The organism is Bacillus sp. RZ2MS9, assembly GCF_001816185.2.
Classification (GTDB): domain Bacteria; phylum Bacillota; class Bacilli; order Bacillales; family Bacillaceae_G; genus Bacillus_A; species Bacillus_A cereus.
Window position 1 is genome coordinate 2,632,745 of the sequence record NZ_CP049978.1, and the last position, 11,733, is coordinate 2,644,477.

Genomic DNA, 11,733 nt, shown 5'->3' on the forward strand with positions numbered 1-11,733 from the left:
AGCAGGATATAATTATTACTTTAATGTACTTAGTTTTTCAATTGCTTGTTGTTCAGTTGCTAAGTAAAAAATATCTTTTCCTTTATTACATTCATAAATAAAATCCTTTAAGCTTTTACTAGTATACATAGAGAAATCTCCAACAATAGCAATCTTTACCTTGTAGTTTATAAACTTTTGAAGGATATCGCCCGCAAGCCGTGTTTTTAGATCAAAGAAATCTTCACTTATTAAAGATTTATGGATAATAATATGTTTCGCATCTACCTCATATTGAACTGTTGCCATAGTATCTAATGCAGACTGAACATCCGATATTAATACCTTATCGTTCCTAATGACTGCAATATTGATTCCATCGATTACTACTTTCTTTATTTCCATAGTCCCACCCCTTTATAATTTATACAGTATAAGTAAAATTGTTTTACAAAACTTCGTATTAATCATAGATTAAATTAGCTTCAGCTATTAAAATGGCCTCTATTTTTTGTTGTAAATATATATTTTTTTATTACTAATACGGTCAATGAAATTAATGATAGTTTCTCTTTTTTTATATTTTTGAATATATATATGGAATTACTTTTACTTGTTATAAAAATATTGTGGAGTATCATAACTTAACAAACTATCCAAAGTGTTAATCTCGGCATATGGTTGTATTTTGGTAGTATTCTTGATTTTCTGAGGGTTAAACCACACACCTTTTATATTTGCATTTTGAGGACCAGCAATATCCTTTTCTAAGTCATCCCCAACAAATAAAGTATTTTCCGGTTGTAAATTTAGCTTATCTAATGCTAGTTCGAATATACGTTTATCAGGTTTACTAAATCCCACTTCTTCAGAAATAATGATTGTTTCAAAATACCTATTTAAATTCGTGTTAAATATTTTAGCTTTTTGCCTCTGAGTTGAGCCATTTGTTATAATTCCAACTTTAAAGTGCTTCTTTATTTGATTTAAGAAATGAATAGTATTTTGGTCTATTGAAAAACATCTAGGGAAATTATTATTCCAAAAATCTTGGATGTAATTGCGTGGCAATCTATACCTTGGCGTGAATTCATCAAACAATGATTCTAAAACTGTCGTTTTATTACTTATGCCATATTCTCTTTTATCGTATTCTTTGAATTTCTGTAACATGTTGCTTTTAGCCGCACCATCTACATTTTCATAACACTTTTCTAAAACAATTAAAAATAATGCCTCTACTGCTTTATCCCTATCAAGTAATGTATCATCTAAATCAAACAGCATCGCTTTATAACCCATCAAATAATTTCACAACCTTTCTCGCATGATTTAAATAATCCTTAGTTCACACCTTAATCGTTTACTAAATTAGCAAAAAACTCTAAAGTTTGTGAAGTACACTCTATAATTTCGCTAGCTTTTTTTATATTGAAATTCATTTCCGTTTCCCCTTCTAATAAGTAGCGAAAGTATATGTTCACACAGTTTAAGAAATCACATACAATTCCCAATATTATACATTGGTTTTTTAGAAATATAAATCGTTCAGCTTTTCATACGATAAGTTTTTTCAAGCATACAATTATTTTTTCATAAAAAGGAATATGGCTAATCATGTTTTTTTGGAGAATACACATTCTTGAAAATGAAGCTAATACGTTAAACGTCCTATGAAGTTCCTATTGTATCTCCACATAAACTCCAGATAGTACGGCTATAATGACTACCAGAGGTGATATTATGAAAAACTATCATATTCTCGTGGTAGAGGACGATCAAGAAATTCAGGAATTAATTAAACAATTTTTAATGACGCAGCATTATACAGTGATAGTCGCTTCAGATGGACTAGAGGGTATGACACAATTTAATAAGCAATCATTTGATTTAATTCTTCTAGATGTCATGATGCCCAATCTTAATGGGTTTGAAGTTTCTAAAATGATTCGAAGTCAGTCAAACGTACCAATTATTATGCTAACTGCGTTGGAAGAAGAGGAAGATCAAATGAAAGGATTCGACCTTGGGATCGATGATTATATAACAAAGCCCTTTTCATTTCATGTTTTGATTAGACGAGTCGAAGCTGTACTTAGAAGAAGTTATGATAAAAATGTAAATAATCATTTGATATTTAAAGAAGTGCGTATTGATGTGGATGCATATAGAGTATATGTAAATGACGTTGAAATTATATTAACGACAAAAGAGTTTGAAATTCTACAACTACTATTTCAAAATGAGAGAAAAGTACTCACAAGAGAAAATATCGTAGAGAAAGTCTGGGGTTACGATTATTTTGGAGAAACACGAATAATTGATACACATATTAAAAACCTACGCAAAAAATTAGCTATCCCTTATATTAAAACAATAAAGGGTATTGGTTATAAAATTGATGAATAGTATTGTGAAACTCATGAAAATGAAGCAAATTACTTATAAACTCTTTATGACTACATCTCTCATTTTATTATCCTTTGCAGTATTGATTTATTTAACTTTATACTTCTTTCTCCCTACGTTTTATGAGCAATATAAAACAGATCAACTTCAAACAGGGATAAACGAAATCATTGATAAGTCTAAAAATCTTACGTTTCAAGATGCGATACCACTTTTTGATGAATACGCCAAAAAAAATAATGCGATGCTTTATCTTCAAAATAAAGAAGGAGTAATTATTTACTCTCCTTCATTTTCTTTTATTCAAAGTGGTACGCAAAAAACAGTAGTTACTAAAGCAACACGATTCGAGAATGCAAGTACCCTCAGCAATTCATATAATGTTACGAAACCAATTCAATTCCAAGATGGTAATTTAACGCTTATAGTGTTTGCTACATTTCAACCGATTGATGAAGCTTCACAGGTTTTAGTACGCTTTCTCCCCTATATTAGTATCATTGTGCTCGTTATTGGTATAGGGAGTGCTTATTTTTATTCCAGGTTTATTACAAAGCCACTTATTTATATTAATGAAGGTGCACAAAAGATGGCAAATTTAGATTTCTCCGAAAAAATTGAGGTTCGCTCTACAGATGAGTTAGGAGAATTATCTAATAGTTTGAATGACATGTCTATTAACTTACAACAAGCTATGTTTGATTTAAAAAAAGCAAATGAACAATTAAAAAATGATATTGAAAAAGAAAGAGAAATAGAAACAAAACGCAGAGAGTTTTTTGCGATTGTAGCACATGAATTAAAGTCCCCTCTTACTGTAATGAAAGGATACTTAGAAGGAATGATATACAATATTGGCCCTTATCAAAATCGCGATCAATATTTAAAGAAGAATCATCAAATTATTGAAAGTATGGAACAATTAGTTCGTGAAATTTTAAGCGTATCGAAATTAGAACAACACACCTTCAAACTAAAAGTAGAGAAAGTTAATCTTTCAAAATTAATAGGTACAATTACAAAAGATCTCGAATTTTTTGCTTCTCAAAAAAACATCGAAATAATAAAAGAAATTGATTTTGACCTTTCTATTTATACAGATTGTGCTCTTTTAGAAAAAGCATGTAAAAATATTATACACAATGCGGTTATGTATTCACCACATAATGAAAAAGTCTATATAAAGTTAAGTGAGGATTCGAAACAAGGTCAAATCAAAATGCAAATTATAAATACAGGTGTCAATATTAAAGATGAAGATTTACAACAAATTTTCAAACCATTTTATCGAATTGAAAAATCAAGAAATCGAAATACTGGAGGAAATGGTTTGGGGCTATATATTGTTAAACAAATTCTTGAAACACTAGATATAAAGTATTCAATGAAAAATATGGAACATAGTGTGCAATTTTGCATGAGTATTCCATTATCTAAACATAAAAACAAACAAACTCTCCTTTAAATAGGACGAGTTTGTTTGTTTTTATAGTAAGTATAAACTTATTAACAGGTTTTTCATTTGATGATATGTATGTTCTTAGAGCTGCTTTTGATAAGCAATCTATGCAAGATCTTCTTGGGAATTTAATAGTTGTTCGCCAATCTACCCTGCATTTACTTAGAAGCTTAGATAAAGAAGCTTGGTCACAAAGAGGAAATGCGAATAATTCTGAAGTTACAGTTCGTGCATTAGCATACATTATTGCTGGTCATGAGCTTCATCATCTTCAAATTATAAAAGAACGTTACCTTGGTTCTGATTTATATCCAGCAACTTAATATTTGAAGAAAATGAGTCCTATTTATGTAGTGCTCTTTTTCAGTATTTATAACGAATTAGCGCTTAGAACCATGGCAATTAAATGCATTTATTTATAAAATTCACCACATAATATTTATGCTATCCCTTCTTATTCTGTACATAATTTTCTTTAGGCTGATATACTATAAACGCAATAGTTCTGGAAAGGTGATGATAGTATGTATGAACAACAAAATAATAGAGATAGAGATCAAAAAATGATGTTTTCTATGCAAGGAGTTCCCACAAATAAAATTAACATGCATCAATTACCTAAATGGATTAGAATTTTTGGCTATTGTGCGTTTGGTTGGATAATAGTATTTAGTTTAATTATGATTGTAGGTTTAATTCTGCAATAACTATACAGAGTAGGTAAACGGGACGATATTTAGGTCATACATCTAGGTAATGTCCCGTTTTTTATGTGTGATTATCCCATGATATAGGTAACCAATTATAATAAAAAGAACCTGTAGAATATCCTACAAGTTCTTTTTATTATATTATTAAAACGGGAACAACAAACTATTTTAACATTCAGTACAGGGAGACCATTTTGATTATGGCTTGATTTTATTATAAATCAAATATAAGCTTTTGAAAGGTCTAGATTTTGAAAATTATGTGAATTAAAAAGCTACGATGTTTATATTAGATTTCATTTACGACCAACTTCTTCTTACTTAAATACACTGCACGATCTGATTTTTTAGCAACCTCCTGTGAGTGCGTCACAACAATAATGCATTTATTCTCTTTATGTGCAAGTTCTTGAAATAGTTCTATTATATCCATTGCAGTTTCCTCGTCGAGGTTTCCTGTCGGCTCGTCTGCAATCAGTAAATCAACATTACAAGATAGTGCTCGAGCAATTGCTACACGCTGTTGTTGTCCGCCGCTTAGTTGCAGGACGTTTCGTTTCGCTTCAACTTCTGTGAGTCCTACCCTTTCTAACAATTCTAATGCTCTTGCTGTTTTATTTTGCACTTTAACACCCGTAATTTCCATTGCTGTTAAGACATTTTGAAGAGCTGTCATATAGGTTATCAAATTATAAGATTGGAAAATTACAGATACATTTTGATTACGGTATCGATCCAAGCCAATTTTTCTAATATCTTTACCATTATACAGTACATAACCATTTTTAGGGACATCCAGTCCACAACCTAAGCTCAGAGTTGTGGTTTTACCAGATCCAGATGGTCCTAAAATCGTGTAGAAATGTCCTTTTTGAAAAGAAAAGTTAACATTATCTAGTATCGCTACATTTTTCCCATTACTTTCATAATAATAATCCAAATTTTTAAACTGTAAAATCGTCTCCATATTAAGCCTCCTCATTCATCTTTTAAAAGAATTTGTTTTGGGTTTAAACGTAGAATAGATAATGCTGGAAGAAGCGTTGCTATTATAGCAATAGCTAGTCCAATTCCACCCATTTTCCCTACATCTTCTCCTGTTACACTTACATCAATTTTATCAATTGGTTCTTCTTTTTGATTTTGTAGAGTACCACCAGATCCAGCCATCATTACAGTACCATGTTGCGAAGTATCTGTTTCTTCGCTTGCAGTAGCAATTTCATTCGAAAGTAAATTATCTCCGATATATTGAGAAACTTTAGCTCCTGTTGTTATGGATAATCCAAATGCTAAAATAGCGACACACACTACTTCTACTACGAATTGCGCTATCAATTTCCACTTTTTCTCTCCAATAGACAATAGAATTCCCATTTCTTTACGACGTCCTTTAATTGATAGCATAATGATTAATCCTAAAATAATTGCACCTGCAATCGATACAACATAAATAATCATTTGAGAAGTCGAAGAGATATTTTCGATAGGACCAATCATTTGCTTGTACAATGAATCATGCGCATCTAATTTATAATAATTAAAATCAATGTTAGATTTTTTTGCTTCTTTTTTAAATGCATCAATATATTGTGGATCATTCAAGAAATACACGACTTGACCACTACTTATACCTTGGTCTACTTCTAATTTTTTCATAGTTGAATGCGGCATATATAGTTTATTAGCTGGATCCATAATAGGAGGAGCCTGTTGACCCATTGCTTGCTCATTTGTTTCGTAAATGCCGATAATTTCAACCTCAAGAGTTTCCTTCTTATCCCCTGATTGTACTTTAACTTTGTCTCCTACTTTCAAATTGTTTAATTCCGCTAATCGTTTTTCCATTAAAGCTACATTCTGATCTTTCATTTGCTCTGTTATTGGTTTTCCATCAATGATTTTACTTTTTCCGTTTTTAAAGCTTTCTTGTAATGCAGTCTTGCGAACTCCCTCAATCATAAAAGAAGCATTCATATCTATTTCTGTACCAGAGCTTGAACCGCCTCGCGCAGCCGTCATTCCCACTTTACCTTTTCCTTCTTCTTCTCCTTCTGAAGCTCCTACTAGTTTAAGCCCATCAGAAATACCGAAAGTGTTAGCTATGTAATTATAATCTTTTACATACTTGGACTTCGCTAATTGATCTGTTTCTTTTGCATCGAGCTGCGGCGGATTTGGCATTTCTCCAGTTTCCTTAGCTTTTTGACCTATTTTGTCGAAATCAAGACCTAAAGTAACATCTGCACCAAGTTTTTTTCTTGCAGCATCCGCTGCTTTTTTTGATGCATTTTGGATTGTGAAACCTGAAAGAACCAAATTTGTAACAATCAGAAAAACTGCCATCAAAATTAATGATGTTCCTATCCTTTTTTTCATACTGAGAATTGCTCGTTTCATAAAATTCATTTTTCTTACCTCCTTGATAACTTGTATTCTATATAGGTTATCTAGAGTTTATATGGAGCTAATCGGTAGTTTAACTAGAGATATAAGGAGTTTATGTGTAGTTATTCATTTACCTGTTCAAGAAAAACTAGAACACAAATTCAAAAATGCAGTCGTTTTTGAATATTGGTAAGGAGTTAGTCAATTTAAGAGACTTATAGAAAAGAGAGGTTAAGCTTAATTTAATGTATATAATATAAAAAATATATTTATTGTATAATTTCTATACAATAAATATAGAGAAGCTATTTGTGAATATCTAGATGGGAATTGTTAAGTTCCTCATAGAAATTACATCTTTTAATAAGAAAAGAAACAAGTTAACATTCTTTTATAAGGATAAGAATATTAACTTACTTCTTAAATTTTAGTATAAATTATTTATTGTAAGCTTTATAATATAATATGCAAATTTATCACCTATTTTTATAATTCAAGCACCTACTATTAGGAAAAGAGAATATTTCCTAATTAATTTAAAACATAAATTTTGTCTATGTTTTAAACAATATGTATTTTGGAGGAGGTTAATTTGATTTTTTCAAAACTCATTGATCGGTACGCCTTATATGATTTACACAAAAAAAGAAGTGTAGCGTTTCAGTTTACTTCCCTTTCTAACACTTCATTAAATATAAAGAACATAGAATCTTTTTATAAAGTAAAACCATCACATTTTCATTTTGACATTAAGCATTCAAAGCAGGAAAATGAATACATAGTTGGGCAATTCAACTATAAAAGTTCGGTTCAATCCGGTGATTCACACAACGACTCTGTAACTGGGGAATTATTCTTACATAAAAATGAAAATGCACCTCATGTTATCTTTGTTCACGGTTGGAGAATGGATTCTAACGAACGTGTGAAAAAAATATTCCACGATCATATGACCAGCCTGAAGTGGAATATGTATTATTTCACTCTACCCTATCATTTTGAAAGAAAACCCGATCAATCCTTATTCAGTGGAGAGTATATGGTAAGTGCAAATATTGAACGAACATTACAAGCAACTAGACAAGCGGTAGCTGATTTACGAGCTTTGATTAAATGGATTAAAGCAAATAAAAAGGGGCCCCTGATTCTAATAGGAATTAGTTTAGGCGGATTTATTACTAACTTAACCTCTCTTGTTGAAGAAGAAATTGATGTGTTAGCATCCATTTTCTATGCAAATCGACTTTCTTATTCGATTTGGAATACAACTCCAGGTAAATTTATTAGAGAAGACTTGGAACATCATGGTGTTACGTATGATGATTTAATAGATTATTGGAAAATCACTGAACCGAGTCAAGCATTGCCAAAAGTAAAAAAAGAAAATATTTTATTAATTTCAGGTAAGCATGATCTATATGTGCATTCTGAGGATACAGACTACTTGTGGGAATCTTGGGAAAGACCTCCACGATATATTTATAAATGTGGGCATGCCGGGATCGTTCTTAAACGTAAAAAAATTGCAACTGATACTATTGATTTTATTCAAAATCGATTGAACTCCCCACACTTATCCAATGTCATGCCTTAAATCGCGAGATTACTAAGTACAAAATCTTATACTTATATTGTTATATTTTTTACTAGTCACCTTTGTAAACCTTAGCCCCAAGCCTTACACGATTGAAAATGAAATAAAATAAATAAGGAACTAATTTACCATATGGAAAAACATTGCTCAGCATTTTCACCAGTGGTCCCTGTATATGCAATATTACATACAAAAATCTTTATGTATTACGTTATTAATTTAAAAATAAATTATTCATCCATAAATCTATACCATCCGTATTTACAGTTATGGATACCCTAATTACATATGAAAAAGAGAGAAGAACATTGGCTAGTTCTTCTCTCTTTGTTTATTTTTAAGATAACTATCTATAAAATTTTGCTTTTCATAATTCTTCATGAGTCTAGAAAAGAATCTAATCCTTTTCTAGACTCAAAAATAAATTTTTCTAATGTACATAATTACAACGACATTAAACCACTTTGCTCTTAAATCCACTACTTGTATTATTGATTGCATGAAACTCCTTCTTGAGAAAGGTTTTAATTTCCGAATATTCTGTTGACCGTTATAACATATCCAATTCACAATTAAACTACTTAGAATACACTTCATTTATTTGAAAACAATTACAAATAGAGGTGCTAAAATGAAAACTAGAGTAAATCCAGAATTATTACAAGGATTAGAGATGTTTCCGGATCTCGATTTACGCCCAGAAAATTTGCAATCAATCAGAGAAGGAATAGCTCAAATGAGACCACCTACCGTTGTTGATGACTCTCTTTCTTTAACAGATAAAGTCATTGTTGGGCCTGATGATAATCCGTTACCATTACGAATTTATCGTCCAAAATCAAATCATGAATCTTTACCTGTCTTATTATGGATACATGGTGGAGGTTATATCTTAGGGTCTATAGATGATAACGATGATACTTGTATGAGGTTTGCAAAAGAAGCTAGCTGTGTGGTCGTGTCTGTAGACTACCGCTTAGCACCTGAACACCCTTACCCAGCACCAATTGAGGATTGTTATTCAGCTTTAAAATGGATTGCTGATAATGCAAAGTCATTAAACATTGATTCGAATCGAATTGGGGTTGCAGGAGTAAGCGCTGGCGGTGGACTAACAGCAGCATTATCATTATTAGCACGAGATCGAAAATATCCTTCAATTTGTTTACAAATGCCACTATATCCAATGATTGATGACAGAAATGATACACCTTCAGCGAATGAAATTAAAGAGGGATTTGTTTGGAACCAAAAGGCAAATGAAGCTGGCTGGAAAATGTATTTAGGAGAAATGTATGGAACGGATCAAATCCCTGCCTATGCAGCACCTTCTCGAGCTGAGGATTATAGTGACTTACCGTATACTTACACATTTGTTGGTCAATTAGATCCATTCCGCAGCGAAACATTAACCTATGTAAGCAAACTAGCACAAGCTGGTGTTGATGTGGAGTTTCATTTATATCCAAATGCCTATCACTGGTTTGAAGGGTTAAATCCAAATGCCGATGTATCTATTTATGCTGTGAACGAAATAGTACAAGCAATAAAGACTGGTTTCAAACGAGTATCCAAGGTTGAGGCTTAATCCCATTACAAGAGAAACACTTATAAATAGTATATATGTATTTATCATTTAAATATAATAGCCGATTCTAAATAAGAATCGGCTATTAATATGTAAAATCCGCCTAATATATCAAGGTTGAGAAACAGATATAAGATGTTTAGGCGATGTGTTTATTTCCTCTGCTAATGCTTTTATGTTCATCATGATTTGAAGTATTTCTTCTTTTGTGGTTCTTGGGTTGATAGAGCAAAGTCGAATTACTACTTTTTCTTTTAATTTAGTCGTACTTAGCATAGCAAATCCTCTTTGATTAATTTCTTCCACCAATTTTTTGTTTATTTCATGAATTGTATCTGTAGATGTTAGCTCACATGGAATATAACGAAAAGTAACAATTCCTAATTGGGCAGGTGTTACTACTTCCCAATCTTTTTCTTTCCTTAAAAACTCTTCAACTTGTTCAGCTAGCATAATGCCATGATCAATTGCCTCACGAAAAGCTGTAACTCCGAATGCTTTAAAAGAAAGCCATACCTTTAATGCTCTAAATCTACGAGAAAGTTCAATTCCACGTTCCCCAAAATTCACTTTTTCTTCTATATTAGTTTCTGTATCCTTAATATACTCTGGGATCATACGGAATGTTTCACTTAAATATTGGCTATTTCGAATAAGTACACAACCAACATCATAAGGCTGAAAAAGCCATTTATGCGGGTCTAACGTTAAAGAATCGGCACGATGAATTCCACTTAATAACTCCCTTCCTTTTTCACTGAGAATTGCTGCAGCCCCATAAGCCCCATCCACGTGTAGCCATATATCTTCATCACCACATACATCAGCCAATTCATCGAGGGAGTCCACCGCTCCGCAATTCGTTGTCCCTGCATTAGCAATAACACAGAATGGTTTTTTCCCTTTTAATCGATCTTCTTTTATTTGTTTTCTTAAAGTACTAACTGAAATTTTTAAGTCTTCATCTGTCTCAATTCGGCAAATTTGATGCTGTTTAAAACCTAATACTTTAAGTGCTCGATCTACAGAAAAATGAGTTTGGTTAGAAAAATAAACAATCGCATTTTCTATGTCATTATTCAGCTTGACCTGTCTCGCTACAGTAAGTGCAGTCAAATTAGCCATGGAACCACCACTGACAAATAGTCCTTCAGCTGAATCAGGGAATCCTAGCATTGATTTTAACCAGTTAATTGTCGTTAATTCAATTTGTTCGGCACCTGCACCTACTATCCAAGCTGTAGGAAATACATTAAACCCACTTGCTAAAAAATCTGCTAATACACCAACATAATTATTAGGACCTGGCACAAAAGCCATAAAATGAGGATGATCCACATGAGTAATTTGATTAAACACATTGTTATTAAGAAAATGAAGTAATTCTTTTGGATTAGATCCGTTTTCCGGAATCGTTTCAATTAGCTTGTCTCTAAAAATATTACTATCAATCGTTTCTGAAACTGGTTTACTTTTTAAATGATTCATATGATCAACAATCAAGTCAACCGCTTGATATCCTAACTGACGCATCTCTTCGGCTGATAACTGTAATTTTTTTGTCATTTGATTTACTCCTATTCTATTTAAAAAGGCGAGTTCTTGC

The 11,733-nt window shown here is 31.8% G+C and carries 10 protein-coding genes and 1 pseudogene; 6 read left to right on the forward strand and 5 right to left on the reverse strand.

Annotation, left to right across the window (positions count from 1 at the left end):
• Positions 1-15: 15 nt before the first annotated feature.
• Together BHV55_RS13480 and BHV55_RS13485 are read right to left on the reverse strand one after the other, a co-directional pair.
• Positions 16-384: a DUF4180 domain-containing protein gene (locus BHV55_RS13480; protein ID WP_000403462.1), complete on the reverse strand. Its 369-nt coding sequence runs from the start codon at positions 382-384 to the stop codon at positions 16-18.
• A 204-nt stretch (positions 385-588) separates the two neighbouring features.
• The gene (locus BHV55_RS13485; RefSeq protein ID WP_070757836.1) at positions 589-1,281 is read right to left on the reverse strand and encodes an HAD family hydrolase; all 693 of its coding nucleotides are present in this window, start codon (positions 1,279-1,281) and stop codon (positions 589-591) included.
• Positions 1,282-1,722: 441 nt separating this feature from the next.
• On the opposite strand from BHV55_RS13485, the gene BHV55_RS13490 reads away from it, so the two are divergent.
• The 4 genes and pseudogenes from BHV55_RS13490 to BHV55_RS13505 all read left to right on the forward strand — a co-directional run bounded on the left by BHV55_RS13490 (position 1,723) and on the right by BHV55_RS13505 (position 4,554).
• Positions 1,723-2,388, forward strand: coding sequence for a response regulator transcription factor (locus BHV55_RS13490; RefSeq protein ID WP_000800726.1), 666 nt, complete (start codon positions 1,723-1,725; stop codon positions 2,386-2,388).
• A 13-nt stretch (positions 2,389-2,401) separates the two neighbouring features.
• Positions 2,402-3,853 carry a sensor histidine kinase gene (locus tag BHV55_RS13495; protein ID WP_070757976.1) on the forward strand — a complete coding sequence of 484 codons (1,452 nt, stop codon included), beginning with the start codon at positions 2,402-2,404 and terminating at the stop codon, positions 3,851-3,853.
• Between the two features lie 41 nt (positions 3,854-3,894).
• Positions 3,895-4,170, forward strand: a pseudogene (locus tag BHV55_RS13500) (DinB family protein); the annotation flags it as partial.
• 201 nt (positions 4,171-4,371) lie between these two features.
• A complete protein-coding gene (locus BHV55_RS13505) occupies positions 4,372-4,554 on the forward strand; it encodes a hypothetical protein (protein WP_000273232.1) in 183 nt (60 codons plus the stop codon).
• Positions 4,555-4,846: 292 nt separating this feature from the next.
• Here BHV55_RS13505 and BHV55_RS13510 read toward each other — a convergent pair whose 3' ends face one another.
• Positions 4,847-5,524, reverse strand: a complete 678-nt coding sequence (locus BHV55_RS13510; protein ID WP_000447855.1) for an ABC transporter ATP-binding protein — start codon at positions 5,522-5,524, stop codon at positions 4,847-4,849.
• An 11-nt stretch (positions 5,525-5,535) separates the two neighbouring features.
• A complete protein-coding gene (locus tag BHV55_RS13515; protein ID WP_070757838.1) occupies positions 5,536-6,966 on the reverse strand; it encodes an ABC transporter permease in 1,431 nt (476 codons plus the stop codon).
• Positions 6,967-7,537: 571 nt separating this feature from the next.
• Here BHV55_RS13515 and BHV55_RS13520 point away from each other — a divergent pair.
• The gene (locus BHV55_RS13520; protein ID WP_070757840.1) at positions 7,538-8,539 is read left to right on the forward strand and encodes an alpha/beta hydrolase; all 1,002 of its coding nucleotides are present in this window, start codon (positions 7,538-7,540) and stop codon (positions 8,537-8,539) included.
• A gap of 631 nt (positions 8,540-9,170) precedes the next feature.
• A complete protein-coding gene (locus BHV55_RS13525; RefSeq protein ID WP_000857943.1) occupies positions 9,171-10,127 on the forward strand; it encodes an alpha/beta hydrolase in 957 nt (318 codons plus the stop codon).
• Positions 10,128-10,238: 111 nt separating this feature from the next.
• Here BHV55_RS13525 and BHV55_RS13530 read toward each other — a convergent pair whose 3' ends face one another.
• Positions 10,239-11,693, reverse strand: a complete 1,455-nt coding sequence (locus BHV55_RS13530; protein ID WP_000162820.1) for a pyridoxal phosphate-dependent decarboxylase family protein — start codon at positions 11,691-11,693, stop codon at positions 10,239-10,241.
• Positions 11,694-11,733 lie beyond the last annotated feature (40 nt).

Excerpts from the sequence above, each read along its gene's own strand:
- BHV55_RS13480 (WP_000403462.1), bottom strand. The coding sequence starts at position 384 with ATGGAAATAAAGAAAGTAGTAATCGATGGAATCAATATTGCAGTCATT.
- BHV55_RS13485 (WP_070757836.1), bottom strand. The coding sequence starts at position 1,281 with ATGGGTTATAAAGCGATGCTGTTTGATTTAGATGATACATTACTTGAT.
- BHV55_RS13490 (WP_000800726.1), top strand. The coding sequence starts at position 1,723 with ATGAAAAACTATCATATTCTCGTGGTAGAGGACGATCAAGAAATTCAG.
- BHV55_RS13495 (WP_070757976.1), top strand. The coding sequence starts at position 2,402 with ATGAAAATGAAGCAAATTACTTATAAACTCTTTATGACTACATCTCTC.
- BHV55_RS13505 (WP_000273232.1), top strand. The coding sequence starts at position 4,372 with ATGTATGAACAACAAAATAATAGAGATAGAGATCAAAAAATGATGTTT.
- BHV55_RS13510 (WP_000447855.1), bottom strand. The coding sequence starts at position 5,524 with ATGGAGACGATTTTACAGTTTAAAAATTTGGATTATTATTATGAAAGT.
- BHV55_RS13515 (WP_070757838.1), bottom strand. The coding sequence starts at position 6,966 with ATGAATTTTATGAAACGAGCAATTCTCAGTATGAAAAAAAGGATAGGA.
- BHV55_RS13525 (WP_000857943.1), top strand. The coding sequence starts at position 9,171 with ATGAAAACTAGAGTAAATCCAGAATTATTACAAGGATTAGAGATGTTT.
- BHV55_RS13530 (WP_000162820.1), bottom strand. The coding sequence starts at position 11,693 with ATGACAAAAAAATTACAGTTATCAGCCGAAGAGATGCGTCAGTTAGGA.